The organism is Flavobacterium cyanobacteriorum (genome assembly GCF_002251835.1).
Classification (GTDB): Bacteria; Bacteroidota; Bacteroidia; order Flavobacteriales; family Flavobacteriaceae; genus Flavobacterium; species Flavobacterium cyanobacteriorum.
Genome location: NZ_NOXV01000286.1, coordinates 25,153 through 40,260, shown reverse-complemented (window position 1 = coordinate 40,260; position 15,108 = coordinate 25,153). Strand labels below are relative to the sequence as shown.

Here is a 15,108-nt window from a genome sequence, read left to right as displayed (position 1 = left end):
GGAAACTCCAGCAGATTTATGTGTTGCACTTATGAATTGAACTTAGACTATATTAAAATTCAAATTTATGAGATTGAAATAGTTAATGTTTCATTATTAGATAATTTTACATCTTCATATTCTTGATTCTTATTTTGCTTAAGCTTTTCTATAGCTTTTTCAAGCTCTAATTTATCATGTGGATTTTCAAGTATTTCCTCAATATTTCTTCCAGGCAGAGAATTTTCAAAATCAAGATTATGATAAACTCTACTAACTGTCAAATCAATTAAGCCAGAAATCTTAGACAAATATCTTACAACAGTTTTCATAATAAGTGAATCAGTGAAATATTTTAGATTAAAAATACAAAATTTTTTCCAATATATAAATATAATTATAATTATTTACTCCACTGTAACCGACTTCGCCAGGTTCCTTGGTTGGTCCACGTTACAGCCGCGCATTACGGCAATGTGGTAGCTAAGCAACTGTAGCGGGATGGTAGTAATAAGCGGCGAAAGCGCATCGGTTGTTTCCGGTATTTCAATAACGTGGTCGGCCAGCTCTTTTACCTGTACATCGCCTCTGGTTACTATGGCGATAATTTTTCCGCTGCGTGATTTTATTTCCTGTATGTTGCTCACTATCTTATCATAATGCTCCTGCCTTGGCGCAATGATCACTACCGGCATTTGCTCATCAATAAGGGCAATAGGCCCGTGCTTCATTTCGGCAGCAGGGTAGCCTTCGGCGTGTATGTATGATATCTCTTTCAGTTTAAGGGCGCCTTCCAGGGCTACAGGGAAGTTATAGCCACGGCCCAGGTAAAGGCAGTTGGGCGCATCTTTGTATATATCGGCAATAGCTTTGGCAACGTCATTGGTTTCAAGGGCCTCGCTTACTTTTTCCGGTATAAGCTCAAGCTCCTGCAGGTAGCGGTGGAACATAGAGTTGCTCAGTGTCCCCTTGGCCTGCGCCAGGCGAAGCGCTATCAGGGTAAGCACCGTGATTTGTGTAGTAAATGCCTTGGTAGAGGCCACACCGATTTCTGGCCCGGCATGCGTATAGGCGCCGGCATGTGTTTCACGCGAAATGGAAGAACCAACCACATTACATACGCCGAAAACAAAGGCACCATGCTCCTTGGCGAGCTTAATGGCTGCAAGCGTATCGGCCGTTTCACCCGATTGCGATATGGCAATAACCACATCATTTTCATTGATTATGGGGTTCCTGTAGCGGAACTCTGAAGCATATTCCACTTCAACCGGTATACGTGCAAATTCTTCAAAAATGTATTCAGCTACCAGCCCTGCATGCCATGAGGTACCACAGGCAATGATCAGTATCCTCGGCGCGTTGAGGAACTTTTGCAGGTTATCTTCAATACCCGCCATTTTTATAAGGCCTTCATTGGCATGAAGCCTTCCTCGGTACGTATCGGTTATAACGTTAGGCTGCTCATATATTTCCTTAAGCATAAAATGGTCATAGCCGCCTTTTTCAATCTGCTCAAGGTTAATTTGCAGTTCCTGTATGTAAGGGTCAACCAGTGAGTCGTCTTTTATCTTGCGTATCTTCATCGGTTTGCCAAGGCTTATTATAGCCATTTCCTCATCTTCCAGATATATGGCATTAGATGTATACTCTATAAAAGGGGAAGCGTCAGAAGCTACAAAAAATTCGTCTTTACCTACACCTATAGCCAGCGGGCTGCCCAGCCGTGCGCATACTATTTCATCTGGTTTTTCCTTGTCAAAAACAGCTATGGCATAGGCGCCAACTACCTGGTTAAGGGCTACCTGAACTGCTTTGCCTATTTTCAGGTTGTCTTTTTTCTTTACATCTTCTATGAGGTTTGCCAGCACTTCAGTATCTGTATCCGATTGGAAAGTGTATCCTCTTTTCTTAAGTTCTTTTTTTAGCGGCTCATAATTTTCGATGATGCCGTTGTGCACAATGGCTATGTTGCCGGAGTTAGAAAAGTGCGGGTGAGAGTTAACATCGTTTGGTACTCCGTGGGTAGCCCAGCGTGTATGGCCAATGCCTATGCTGCCGCCGGTGCTGATTTCTTTTGCCGCCTTTTCTTCAAGGTCAGATACCTTTCCTTTAGTTTTGGCGAGTTTAAGGCCTGTGCCGTCATACAGCACAACGCCCGCACTATCGTACCCTCTGTACTCAAGCCTTTTAAGGCCTTTTATTATAACAGGATATGCTTCCCTGTTACCGATATAACCTACAATTCCACACATAATTAGTTATCAATTGGGTTTAGTATAATAAATTTCCAGCTTTAGCCTTTTGTTATAATCCGGGTCATTAGCCGGTATATTATTGCCATATAATATTGTACCCACCGGGCTAAACACTGAAGGCAATGGCACGTCTTTTACAGGTAAACTGTAAATGTTACCATTGTTATCTAAGGCTGTTTCTGTAAAAGGATTCCGCAGCGTTGCCAGCCCCGTAAGGTTGATGTTTTCTGTTACTACAAGGCCAAGCATTATATTGGTAGAATCTTTATTGACAAGATTGTTGATATGATTTGTAAGCCGTATCCTGTAGCCCCTTCCTGTGCTGTTGCTGCCGCGAATCCCGCCATGAATAATTTTATTAAGTTTCGGACTCGATGAATTGGAGCTGTTATCAATATAGTAATCATATACAGGGCGCCTGTTATTAAGGTCATAAAGATAAACCCTCAAGGGCTGTTCAGCCAGGTTTTGTGACGGATTCGTGTTCTTGATATAAAAGGTAAGGTTGGCTTCGTTAATGAGTACTTTTGGGGAACTGCTAACACCCTGTGGCAAATTGGCCAGCAGGTCTTCCCGGTTAATCTTTATTATAGCCATAGATCCAGCCCCGCCTTTAAGGTATAATTCGCTGTCGCCTGCGTTAGGGTTAGATACGGTTACGGCATTTTCAAATGAAGGGGTATAGGTATTGTCAAAAAAGTTGATGGTATTACCTTTAAGATTAATAGTCAGGGTTTTTTCCACTCTTTCAATCGGGGTAACCACATTTCCGTTAAAATCAAGTTTATCATCTGTATAGCGGATTACAATGCGGCCGTCACCAAACCGCATCATTGCCATGACGTTTTGCGAGCCTATTTGCTCCACTTTAAAATAAAGCCCCCGGAAATAATTTTTAAAAACATTGTTATTGAGCAAGTTACCTCCCTGTGGCTGGTTCAGTATTTTATTTTGAAAAAAATCCTTGTTCAGTGTCAGGTACATGCCCGGGGTAAGGCGTTCTGCCACTTCGCCGTCAGCAAGGCGCTCAATTTCAGTTGCGCTAAAAGCGAAAAGGTCGTTTTGCCCTGACAGAGGGCTGTCGTTAAGCCTGGGCGAAGTTGTTGATAAGGCATCTACAAGATCCCTGTCATTTGAATAATAGGTTTCCAGGTTGCCACTGCCCGCATTGGTTGTCCTTAAAAAGAACTTATTTTCATATACACTGAGCTTTATTCTTGAGCTAAGATTACCATAGATAGAGTCGAGTGAGTAGGTGCTGACGCCGGTACTGGAGTTCGTGCTTTCTCTTGTACTGAAATAAGGCACATAAAGCTGTACGCTTTCAACAACCGGGTTTGAGAATTTCGGGTTTTCTGAAGCCAGTTCCAGCTGGGTAACAAAGCTGGCAATGGTTTTACCGTAATTAAAAGAAGAAGGCTCATATACACCCAGCATATTCATGGGCATATTGTTCGCCTGTACAGCACCTGTAGGCCTGTCATAAGCAACTACTTCCGAAATGAACTGCTGGATGTTGTTATGATGTATATCATCATCAATAATATCAGAGCCAAGTTCATTAAAGTTGCTGTCGCACGAAGCCAGGGTAATGAACGTGAAGAATATAAAAATTCGTTTTATTAAAATCTTAGTCATAGTTATTTTTTAAGGAGTTCTCTATAAAACCTGATTTTTATAGAAATTAGTATACGCCTCGGCAAATTTATCTTTAGGGACATAGTGCAATACTGGTTTCCCTGATGCATTGATGAATTCCTTGAGAGTAGGGGAAAGGTTTTCGGAAGCTATTATAACAGCATCAGAGTGTGCTATTGAGGCTTTCATGATATTATCATAATCAGGCTCTGCAAGGTTCTTGACACCCTCTTCAGGAATATTGTCAAAGAGGACCTTACCAAGCATTTCAGGATGGAGCTTGCCGTCAAACCCTTGTGTGTATACAGATGTTACAATTTTAGTGTCGGCAAATAATGCTTCATTTTTATAATAATGCTTCATATAAACCGGCAGGAGCGCCGCGAGCCAGCCATGTACATGTATAATATCGGGTACCCAGTTAAGTTTTTTTACGGTTTCTACCACCCCTTTGGCAAAAAATATAGCCCTTTCATCATTGTCAGGGTACAATACGCCGTCTTCATCCGTAAAGGTGGCTTTCCGCTTAAAGTATTCGTCGTTATCAATAAAATAGACCTGTATGCGTTCTTTAGGGATAGATGCTACTTTTATAATTAGCGGCATGTCCATATCGTTAACAACCAAATTCATCCCGGATAAGCGGATAACCTCATGCAGCTGGTGCCTCCTTTCATTAATGTTGCCATACCTTGGCATGAAAATCCTTATTTGCCCGCCCTGGTCATTAATCATTTTAGGCACATCGTAAGACATCAAAGAAACTTCATTTTCAGCCAAGTAGGGAACTACTTCAGATGATACATATAATATCCTCTTATCCTCCATCTTCAAAATTTAATTTTATTTTCGTTTATAAAAACATGCAAAATTAAACAATTTTGTGCATTTCATAACTATTACATTAATTTTGCCCCGAATTTTAACCCCTATTTGATGCTCATTTTCAATGACAAAGCCGGCCTGGGCAACTATTTAGCCGCGCACTCGGGCAGTAACTCCGCCATAGGCTTTGTGCCCACAATGGGCGCTTTGCATGAGGGGCACCTGTCGCTGTTGCGGCAATCTGTTGCCGATAATACCGTAACCGTAATAAGTATTTTTGTTAATCCTACACAGTTTAACAATCCTGATGACCTTGAAAAATACCCCCGCACCCTTGATTCCGACGTAAAAAAAATCGGTACCGTAAGTGAGGCAATCATTGTATTTGCACCTTCGGTAGATGAAATGTATGACGGCAACACACAATCTGCGCATTTTTCTTTTGACGGGCTTGAGGAACAGATGGAGGGGGCACACCGCCCGGGGCATTTTGACGGTGTAGGAACCATTGTAAAAAAATTATTTGATATTGTGAAGCCAGACAGGGCATACTTTGGCGAGAAAGACTTCCAGCAATTGCAGGTCGTGCGCAAAATGGCTGAGAAAGCCAGCCTGCCGGTACAGATCATCGGTTGCCCTATATTACGGGAACCCAGCGGCCTGGCTATGAGCTCACGCAATGAGAGGCTTAGCGGGGAAGACAGGGAAAAAGCCGCTTTTATATACAAAACGCTCACAGAGACCAGGGAACTGTTTGAGTTTCATGATATCGCCCAGATAAAGAAGTATGTTGCTAATGCTTTCGGGCAGTATCCGGAATTTGTGCTGGAATATTTTGAAATTGCAGATGAGGCCACGCTGAAGCCTGCCACAGTAAAGTTGGATAAAAAATACAGGGCTTTTATTGCGGTGACCATAAGCAACATTAGGTTGATAGACAATATTCCGTTAAATTGATTACCTTTGCACCATGCAAATTCAAGTTGTAAAATCCAAGCTTCACCGTGTTACGGTGACGGGAGCCGATTTAAACTATATTGGCAGTATTACCATTGATGAGGCTCTTATGGAAGCCGCCAATATTATTGAAGGGGAAAAAGTTTCTATAGTGAACATCAATAACGGTGAACGCCTTGAGACTTATGTGATTAAAGGAAACAGGAACAGCGGCGAAATCACGCTGAACGGCCCTGCGGCCAGGAAAGTGCAAAAAGGTGATATTATCATCATAATATCTTATGGCATACTGGATTTTGAAGAAGCAAAATCTTTTAAGCCCATGCTTGTATTCCCTAACGAAAAAGACAATTCATTAACGTAAGGTGAAGAATCAGTTTACAAAGATTTTAAGTATCATACTCCCGCTGTTGCTGGGATTTTTTTTAATTATATATACCTATAACAAGTTTACGCCGCAACAGCTGGCAGAATTAAAATCGCACTTTAAAAATGCTGATTATACCTACATATTCATTTCACTTGGTATAGCCCTTACAGGCTATGTGTCCCGGGCTTACCGCTGGCGCTACACGTTGGGGCATATGGGATACCATTCCCCCTTTGCCACTAATTTCTTCGCGGTTTGTATTGCCTATTTCATGAATATGACCATTCCCCGCTCCGGAGAGGTCAGCCGGGCACTGCTGCTCAAAAAATACAGTAATGTACCTTTTGATAAAGCCCTTGGCACTATAATATCAGAAAGGATAGTTGACCTGATATTGCTGGTCCTGGTGCTTGCAGGAACCATAATACTTCAGTTCAGTGTTTTGAAAGATTATCTTATAAAGAACATCCCTTTCGAGAAGCTGGTGTTTTATAGCGCTGTTGCCGTAATATTTTTTATTGCCTCGATACTGTTCTTCATGTATTCAAAGATTCGTTGGGTACAGAAGCTTAAAATTAAGGTTTCAGGCCTTACCGAAGGCGCCCTTAGCGTGTTTAAAATGCGCAACAAATGGCCTTTCCTGCTACACAGCATTTACATTTGGGTTTCTTATGTGCTTATGTTTTATGTAACCATTTATGCGCTGCCGCAGACCTCTGATATAAGCTTTGGGGTTATTTCTACCGCGTTTGTAATAGGCAGCCTGGCCATAACTTTTACCAACAGCGGCTTTGGCATTTATCCTTATGCTATTGCATCGGTTTTGGCACTATATGGTATTTCTGCTACCGTGGGCACTGCTTTTGGCTGGATTGTATGGGCTTCGCAAATAGGATTAATAATTTTGCTGGGCAGCCTTTCATTTTTATTGCTGCCTTTACTGCACAAAAACAAATAATTATTATATTGCCCCCCTATTTCCCTCCCCAATACCGTAAAGTAATGAAAAACAATTTAGTACTGCTGATTTTGCTTGTCTTTTCTGCAGTTTTTGCTCAAAAGAAAAAGCGTGAAGAATTTTATTCTTCCATACTTGGTGAAACGCGTAATATAACCATCATTACGCCTCCCTATTATAAAGATACGGGTGAAAAAAAATACCCGCTGGTGATTGTGCTGGACGGCGAGTACCTTCTGGAACCTTTTAACGGAATATTTGCCTACACCGCTTACTGGGATGAACTCCCTGAAGTAATATTAGTAGGTATAAACCAGAATAAGGACAACATGCGTGAAAGCGTTACGGAATATGAAGAGCAAACAGGGCTGCCCTATGGAAAAGGTGCCCAGTTTTTCGAATTTATAACGCAGGAACTGGTTCCCTATATTGAAGAAGGCTACAGTGTAGGGCCCATGAAGGTTATCGCAGGGCATAATATCACGGCAGGATTTATCAATGCTTTCCTGCTCAAGGAAAAACCTTTTTTTAACGGGTATATAAATCTAAGCCCAGATTTCCAGCCCAATATGGAGGATTTTGTACCGGCCGCGCTTCAATCCTTAAAAACACCCATTTATTATTATGTGGCGGTAGCTGATGGCGATGCGGAAGATATACGAAATAAAGCTAAAATATTTAATACTAACATGGCCGCGGCATCCAATCCGGAAGTTAAATACCGTTTTGATGAGTTTAAATCCACCACTCATTACGCACTTGCAGCCTGTGCCATACCGGCCGCTATATACCATGTCTTTTCTTTTTACCAGCCTATCTCATCCCAGGAATTCGAAAAAATAGCATCGCTGCCCTCTGGCCAGGCTAAGTACCTTAAAGATAAGTATGAAGCAATGAAAAAAATTTTGGGATATGATGTAACAATAAGGCTGAATGACTTTAAGGCTGTTGAGGTTGCAATACTAAAAAAAGGAAATTTTGAAGAGCTAAAGGAGCTGTCTTCACTTGCCAAAAAGAATTATCCCAAAACCATATTCGGGGAATACTATACCGGGCTGTTTTATGAAAAAACCGGGGATAAAAAAAAAGCATTGAAAACGTATGCCAACAGTTATTCTTTAAACAGCATTGCGGAATATACTAAAGATTTTATGATACAAAAAGCGGAATCCGTACAAAGCACGGAAGGAAATTAATGGCCAAAATAAAAACTTCTTTTTTTTGCCAGAATTGTGGCACGCAATACCCCAAATGGCAGGGCCAGTGCAATGCCTGCCGGGAATGGAATACTATTGTCGAAGAAGTAGTACAGAAAGAAGAGAAACAGGCATGGAGGCCATCAGCGCCCGAACACAAAAGGGCAGCGAGGCCACTTCGTATTAATGAAATAGATTCGGCTGCCGAGGTACGGATGGATACCACAGATAGTGAACTTAACCGGGTACTTGGCGGGGGGCTGGTGCCAGGATCCCTTACATTGCTTGGCGGTGAACCAGGTATAGGTAAAAGTACGCTACTGCTGCAGATATCACTTAAGCTGCCTTACCGCACATTATACGTTTCGGGAGAGGAAAGCCAGAAACAGATAAAAATGCGGGGCGAAAGGATCATTGAAAACGCCGAAAACTGCTATATACTTACTGAAACTAAAACACAAAATATTTTTAAGCAGATAGAGGCAATAGGGCCGGAAGTCGTAATAATTGATTCTATCCAGACACTCCATTCCGATTATATTGAATCATCGGCAGGAAGTATTTCACAAATAAGGGAAACCACAGCCGAACTTATAAAATTTGCCAAAGAAACCAATGTACCTGTAATCCTTATAGGGCACATTACCAAAGATGGAAGTATAGCCGGCCCTAAGATACTGGAACACATGGTCGATACCGTACTGCAGTTTGAGGGCGACCGCAACCACGTGTACCGCATACTCCGTTCGCTCAAAAACCGGTTTGGATCTACGGCAGAACTCGGCATATACGAAATGCAGGGCAGCGGGCTCCGGGAAGTGGCCAACCCATCGGAAATACTTATTTCACATAAAGAAGAAGAACTTAGTGGCACGGCAATAGCCACCACACTCGAAGGGATGCGCCCACTGCTCGTAGAAATACAGGCGCTCGTAAGCACCGCAGTATATGGCACGCCACAGCGCAGCACCACCGGCTACAATGCAAAACGCCTGAACATGATACTTGCGGTGCTGGAAAAACGCGCCGGTTTCCGCCTGGGGGCTAAAGACGTTTTCCTAAATATAACGGGCGGAATAAATGTTGATGACCCGGCCATAGACCTGGCTGTTGTGGCAGCAATATTATCCTCTAATGAGGACATCCCGGTAAATAAAGATTTTTGCTTTGCCGGCGAAATCGGCCTTTCCGGTGAAATACGCCCTGTTAACCGGGTGGAGCAACGCATACTGGAGGCAGAAAAACTCGGATTTTCTGCTATTTTTGTATCAAAATACAACAAAATCCCGTTAAGAAAAACAGGGATAGAGGTGAAACTGGTGGCGAAAATTGAAGATGTGGCTGCCCACCTGTTTGGCTAACAAAAATGTTTACATGCGAAAAATCAATAAAAAAAAGCTTGCAGTCAATCTGCTAAAGGTTGTTGCAGTTGTTATAATACTTGGCATCCTATCTTTTTTTGCGTTCCGGAACATGGTTCTTGATAAGGCTATTTCCAAAATCAGCAAAAAAATGGAAACTGGCTATAACAGTACGTTCTTGGTAAAGGCAGCAAAGTTTGAAGGCCTGTCACACATAACCATGGAAGGCATAACCATCCGCCCCAGGGGCGCGGCAACCCTGCTCCAGGTTGAGAGGATAAAAACATCTGTAAACTTACTGAAACTCTTTACAGGGAATATACAGCTCGGTACCCTTGAAATGAAAAATGGTTATGTACAGCTTGTAAAAGACAGTACCGGCAGCAATTATGAAAGGTTTCTTAAACGGGGAAAAAAAACTGAAGAAGATGATAACAACAAGGAAGCCAATTATGCGGAACGTGCCTACAGCATACTCACTAAAGCGTTAAACCTGGTCCCTACCGATATGTCCCTGGAAAACCTTACCCTGAAAATGGATTATATGGGTAAGAAGGTGAGCCTGAATATGGACCATATGCGCCTTGCGGATAAGCAACTGGAGTCAGAAATTGTGGTGACGTCCAATAACCTTAAACAGACATGGATGGTAAAAGGCTTCGCTGACCCGCGCAACAAAAAGGCCAACCTCAAATTTTTTAATACCGATACCAGCCGCATACAATTGCCTTACCTTGATGAACGGTACGGCCTCAAAGCAGCTTTCGACTCTATACAGTTAAACGTAACCAACCTTGACATGAGCGGCGGCGAGATGCGCCTCGACGGGTTTGCCTCCATAACCAATTTTATGGTTAACCACCCTAAAATCGCCAAAAAAGATGTAATCATAGACAAAGCGCGTTTTGATTACCGATTCCTTTTCGGGGAAGACTTTATTGCGCTTGACAGTACATCTACAGCACAGCTGAATAAAATTAAGGTAAAGCCGTTACTCAAATACAGTGTGGAAAAAGATACGGTGTACCAGCTTAAAGCGGATATACCTAAAATGAAGGCACAGGATTTTATTACGTCATTGCCCAAAGGGCTTTTCTCTAATTTTGAAGGTATGGAGGCTGAAGGGACATTCAGCTATGGACTAAACTTTATTTATAACAAAAACAAGCCGAGGGAGATTGTTTTCGACAGCAATCTCAAGAAGGAGGGGCTGGCCATAATCAAATATGGTGCGGCAGACCTCAACAGGCTTAACGGCGCCTTCACCTATCGTGCCATAGAAAACGGCGTGCAGCAGCGCCCGGTATTCGTCGGGTTCAGCAACCCGTTTTATACACCGCTTAATGAAATTTCGCCATACCTCCGTAAAGCATTGCTTACCAGCGAAGACCCTTCATTTTTCCGCCATCGGGGATTTATTACAGAAGCGTTCAGGCAATCTATCATCAAGAATATAAAAACACGGAAATTTGCCCGTGGCGCCAGTACCATAAGCATGCAGCTGGTAAAGAACGTGTTCCTCACCCGCGAAAAGACACTCTCCCGAAAACTTGAAGAGATACTGCTGGTTTATATTCTTGAAAACAACCGCATAGTAAGCAAGGAGCGTATGCTGGAAGTATATTTTAATATCATTGAATGGGGGCCTAATGTATATGGCGTTGGCGAAGCTGCCCGGTACTATTTCCAGAAACACCCGGGTGAGCTTTCGCTTGATGAAAGTATTTACCTGGCCAGCATAGTACCACGCCCTAAGGCTTTCATGTGGAAATTTGACAGTCAGGGCAACCTTAAAAGCTATGCCGAACGCCATAATGATTATATAAAAAAACTGATGCTCCGCCGCGGATTGCTCATACCTGAAGACACCATAGCGCAAAATGGGCTTATAAACATTACCGGCCCGGCCCGCTCAAGGCTTAATATAAAAGCAGAGGAAGTGCCTGTAGAAAACGACTCAGTTGATTTTGACGAGTTTGATTTTTAAACCTTTTCGCCTTTTCCCGCTGTAAACTCCATAATATCCCCGGGCTGGCATTCCAGTTCCCGGCAAATGGCTTCAAGGGTACTGAAGCGTATGGCTTTGGCTTTTCCTGTTTTCAGGATTGACAGGTTGGCCGTGGTTATGCCTATCTTCTCTGCAAGTTCATTGCTGCGCATTTTGCGCCGTGCCAGCATTACATCAAGGTTTATTAGTATAGGCATGGATCAGATGGTGAGTTCGTTTTCTTCTTTCATCTTTTTTGCCATGAGGAATACCTCACTAAGTACCGTAAAAAAAAGCCCAATGGCTAAGTGAAAGATGGGTATCGCAAAACCATCTGCATCCGTATTGGTTTTTACCCTGTTGTCAGCCGGCAGGTAGCAGAAGAAAAGAGGGACAATCCATAAAAGTCCCGAAATAAGGAAACTTTTTCCTGTCCTGCCTAGATAAAAGATTACTTTCTGGTCAAAAAAAATCCTCTTGCTGAAGAGTGCTAATGTCTTTTTCAGCAGGTATAAACCGTAAGTAAAAGCACAATGCGCTGCATAGATAACCGCCGACAAGAACACTATTTCCATCTTATCAGCATTAAGCAGGTAACCGTTAAAATTAAACGGGACTTTTGTGGGGAAAATAAGCACAATAAGGATTAGCGGCAGCCCAACTATAACCCCAAGCATGGAAAAGAAAAACAGGATTCCGATAATAGACCGTAAAAGCGATAATCGTTGCATAGTATATTTGAAAAACAAACGCAAATATAATTTATATATAGATAAACACTATTTTTTACTTGTTTTACAATATTTAATAACTATTTCTATAAGCTTTGTGCTGTTACTATTATTTGTATTGAGTTTATAAAAAAGTGTATATTTATACATCATTAACCAAACAAATAAACCTACGAAACAACTCAAAGCACTATTGGTGTTACCCTTGGCATCGTTGTTATTTGTAGCAATCTCCTGCCAGAATGACGATATGGAAGTAAACACAACGAATGAGCAATCTACAGGCTTCATTATTAAAAGCATTTCTTTCAATGAACTAAAAATTAATCGTAAAGCCATTCAAAAACTGGATGAGGCTAAACTGAAAAGAAAAGGGGCGCTGGCTGCCAGGGGCGTGTATAATGCGGAGCTGGGGGTGTTTATTGACACCAGCAATATTGTGATGATTGAAAAAGACGGCAGGCATTCCTATACGTTCCAGATTAGTAAAGAGGATACGACCAACAAATATGAAAACCTGGTATTGAACTCTAAAGAAGGCGGTGGCTATGATGCCTATATAACGGAGTATTTACTTACTCCTGAAGAAATGGACAAACTTTCCAAGGGCGGGATAATAGCATCGAAAATGCCTGATGTTATAAAAACTATTGAAAATACAGCTCGTATATCCATTAGTGGTAATGGTGCAGATTGTGTAGATATACGTTTTACAAGTGTTGGATACTGTCAAAATGCAAGTGGTCAGGTAATAAGGGATAACGGTGATTCAGGTAACGGCTGTGTAAGGAACTGGCATGTAGTACAGCATATGGTACTCGTTGTCGACTTGAAGTGTATGTCTGGTGGTGATAACGGCGGGCCATCCCCCCGGCCTGGATCCCCATCACCCGGGAGTACCGGTGGGACACCCGGTGGCGGTGGCGGCCTTATTGATATTTATAACCCTACCACCCCGCCGCCTGCCGAGAGTGGCGGCAGCAACCCCGCCCCGCAGCAGCAAGTGAGCCTCTCCCCCGTAAAAGACCACCCGGTGCTTACCACCCCGGTGTTAGTCAACAAAGCAGAAACACAACTGGTAAACAGGCTCACTGCCAGCCAGAGAAACTGGTGGAATAATACTGCTACCCAGCAGCAAAAAACAGAAATTACAGCCTATTTGTTTGATAATGGTGTAAGTACTGATGCTTTAAATGATGTTATAGCCTTTATACAAAGTAGTATTGACAGTGGGCTGAAGCTCGATTTTGATGCCTCGCAAGACTCACCTGCCAATGTAGATCTTAGCGCCGTATCCGGCAACTCACCCGAAGAGGAAAAATTCAGGGAGATATACCAAATCCTCCGCGAGCAACCGCTGTTCAAAGAATTATTTAATGATCTTTTTGACGATAACCTTACCGTAAATGTCAAATTCAGGATAGACAATATAGCTACTAACGGGCAGTGTGTCCCTAAAAACTTAAGCAACGGGCGCTACTACAATGAAATTACAATTGACAGGGAACATTTACTTGAAAATTCAAACGTCTACATTGCCTGTAGTATCATCCACGAATGCATCCACGCCTACCTGCTGGAAAAAATCAGGAACTCCACTATAGGGATGACAGTGCCTAACCTGAGCAACAACGAATTTGCCACAGCTATGAACCATGTCTATAACGGGCAAGACCCTGAAATGAACCAGCACAACTTTATGTTTAACCACATGGCGCCCGTTATCGCGGACATACTGGCTGACCTTAAAGACGAGCTGCTTACACCGGAAGAGATTGCTAAAGTGGAAAATCCTGCCGAAAATAATGGATACTATATGTATGCGCCCGCTAATCCACCAACTGGGCCATCCACTACACCTATAACCTGGGTATGGGAAGACTATTTCCGGTATATGAGCCTGCAGGGCCTGCAGACCTGTACGGCTTTTCAGCAAGACTATCCTATAAATTCTGTAGCCTATTATTATTTTCTTAGTTATTTTACAACCGGTGAAGGTGCCTTTAACCCTTAACAGCATGAAAAACCTAATCTTCCTACTGCTCTTTACCACGCTTTTACAGGCACAGGACCTCGATAAAATAAAACAGCAGGATACTATTTATGTAGTGCTAAAAGTAACGGGCTTTGGTAAGGGCATCCAATTTAAAAATTTTTATTATTACTCATACCTTGATCAAAGCGGGCACATGTTATATTTTACTCAGATGAAAGATAATGATTTTGTAGCTCTGGCTACCAGGATACGCGACTCGGTGTTCAGCAAAAGCANGGAAAGCCCGCAATGCAGCGCAGCGGAATGAGGACTTGCAGCGGAAAGCCCGGCCCGCAGGGACACGCCCTTATTGATTAAAAAGATGGAATACATTTGAAAATGGGGCAATTTGATGATGTATCAATTGAAAAATGTGCCAATTTGATGATGGGGCAATTTGATGATGGGGCAATTTGATGATGGGGCAATTTGAGATTTTACCGGTCTGTGTCGCGGCGTACTAAGAGGAAGTAATCGTTATCCAGGGGCATGTAGCCCTGTTCGTAGAGGAAGTAGTAGGTGGTGCCGTTCTTGGTGTGGCGGATGCTGGTGAGGTGCTCAAAGTCGAACCCGCGGGAGAGCAGGCGTGCCTTGCTGACTTTGGTTTTGCCGTCAGTATTGAGTTCGGACAGTATGCGGTAATTGCGGCGCAGCTTGTTGTTGATGTTGCGCATGTAGTTGTTGGTGTCTTTGTTGATTTTGTTGTTGTAGGCATTGCGGCAGCCGTCACTGCAAAATTTCTTGTCTTCGCGGCCTATGATTTTGTCCCCACACTCGGGGCAGTTCCTGTCCATATTACGGTTTCTTTTTCTT

The 15,108-nt window shown here is 42.7% G+C and carries 14 protein-coding genes; 7 read left to right on the top strand and 7 right to left on the bottom strand.

All coding sequences use genetic code 11. The features are described from left to right. Window positions 1–65 precede the first annotated feature (65 nt). The 4 genes from CHU92_RS11175 to CHU92_RS11160 all read right to left on the bottom strand — a co-directional run bounded on the left by CHU92_RS11175 (window position 66) and on the right by CHU92_RS11160 (window position 4,703). The gene (locus CHU92_RS11175; RefSeq protein ID WP_094415584.1) at window positions 66–311 is read right to left on the bottom strand and encodes a hypothetical protein; all 246 of its coding nucleotides are present in this window, start codon (window positions 309–311) and stop codon (window positions 66–68) included. Window positions 312–386: 75 nt separating this feature from the next. Next, window positions 387–2,234, bottom strand: a complete 1,848-nt coding sequence (gene glmS, locus CHU92_RS11170) for a glutamine--fructose-6-phosphate transaminase (isomerizing) (protein WP_094415582.1) — start codon at window positions 2,232–2,234, stop codon at window positions 387–389. Between the two features lie 9 nt (window positions 2,235–2,243). Continuing rightward, entirely contained in the window at window positions 2,244–3,875 is a 1,632-nt protein-coding gene (locus CHU92_RS11165; RefSeq protein ID WP_094415580.1) for a DUF4270 domain-containing protein, read from the bottom strand. Window positions 3,876–3,896: 21 nt separating this feature from the next. Beyond that, on the bottom strand, window positions 3,897–4,703 hold the full coding sequence (locus tag CHU92_RS11160; protein ID WP_094415578.1) for a glycogen/starch synthase: 807 nt from the start codon (window positions 4,701–4,703) through the stop codon (window positions 3,897–3,899). Window positions 4,704–4,811: 108 nt separating this feature from the next. Here CHU92_RS11160 and panC point away from each other — a divergent pair, with 108 nt between their 5' ends. The 6 genes from panC to CHU92_RS11130 are packed head-to-tail and all read left to right on the top strand — an operon-like array spanning window position 4,812 to window position 11,529. Further along, window positions 4,812–5,657 carry a pantoate--beta-alanine ligase gene (panC, locus tag CHU92_RS11155; protein WP_094415576.1) on the top strand — a complete coding sequence of 282 codons (846 nt, stop codon included), beginning with the start codon at window positions 4,812–4,814 and terminating at the stop codon, window positions 5,655–5,657. Between the two features lie 13 nt (window positions 5,658–5,670). Then, window positions 5,671–6,021 (top strand): aspartate 1-decarboxylase, encoded by a 351-nt coding sequence (gene panD, locus CHU92_RS11150; protein WP_094415574.1) that lies wholly within the window; start codon window positions 5,671–5,673, stop codon window positions 6,019–6,021. 1 nt (window position 6,022) lies between these two features. Further along, window positions 6,023–6,985, top strand: a complete 963-nt coding sequence (locus CHU92_RS11145; RefSeq protein WP_094415572.1) for a lysylphosphatidylglycerol synthase transmembrane domain-containing protein — start codon at window positions 6,023–6,025, stop codon at window positions 6,983–6,985. Window positions 6,986–7,029: 44 nt separating this feature from the next. Then, window positions 7,030–8,181 carry an alpha/beta hydrolase gene (locus tag CHU92_RS11140; protein ID WP_165764643.1) on the top strand — a complete coding sequence of 384 codons (1,152 nt, stop codon included), beginning with the start codon at window positions 7,030–7,032 and terminating at the stop codon, window positions 8,179–8,181. Next, entirely contained in the window at window positions 8,181–9,542 is a 1,362-nt protein-coding gene (gene radA, locus CHU92_RS11135) for a DNA repair protein RadA (protein WP_094415569.1), read from the top strand. Before CHU92_RS11140 ends, radA begins: the two co-directional genes overlap by 1 nt. A 13-nt stretch (window positions 9,543–9,555) precedes the next feature. Next, complete coding sequence (locus CHU92_RS11130; RefSeq protein ID WP_094415567.1) at window positions 9,556–11,529, top strand: transglycosylase domain-containing protein; 1,974 nt, start codon at window positions 9,556–9,558, stop codon at window positions 11,527–11,529. Here CHU92_RS11130 and CHU92_RS11125 read toward each other — a convergent pair. Together CHU92_RS11125 and CHU92_RS11120 are read right to left on the bottom strand one after the other, a co-directional pair. Next, a complete protein-coding gene (locus tag CHU92_RS11125; RefSeq protein ID WP_094415565.1) occupies window positions 11,526–11,747 on the bottom strand; it encodes a helix-turn-helix domain-containing protein in 222 nt (73 codons plus the stop codon). The two genes, CHU92_RS11130 and CHU92_RS11125, sit on opposite strands and share 4 nt — an antisense overlap. A gap of 3 nt (window positions 11,748–11,750) precedes the next feature. Then, entirely contained in the window at window positions 11,751–12,260 is a 510-nt protein-coding gene (locus tag CHU92_RS11120) for a DUF2975 domain-containing protein (protein WP_094415563.1), read from the bottom strand. 250 nt (window positions 12,261–12,510) lie between these two features. Here CHU92_RS11120 and CHU92_RS11115 point away from each other — a divergent pair, with 250 nt between their 5' ends. After that, window positions 12,511–14,274 carry a hypothetical protein gene (locus CHU92_RS11115; protein WP_094415561.1) on the top strand — a complete coding sequence of 588 codons (1,764 nt, stop codon included), beginning with the start codon at window positions 12,511–12,513 and terminating at the stop codon, window positions 14,272–14,274. A 458-nt stretch (window positions 14,275–14,732) separates the two neighbouring features. On the opposite strand, the gene CHU92_RS11105 is transcribed toward CHU92_RS11115, so the two are convergent. Beyond that, window positions 14,733–15,089 (bottom strand): hypothetical protein, encoded by a 357-nt coding sequence (locus CHU92_RS11105; protein WP_094415557.1) that lies wholly within the window; start codon window positions 15,087–15,089, stop codon window positions 14,733–14,735. Window positions 15,090–15,108 lie beyond the last annotated feature (19 nt).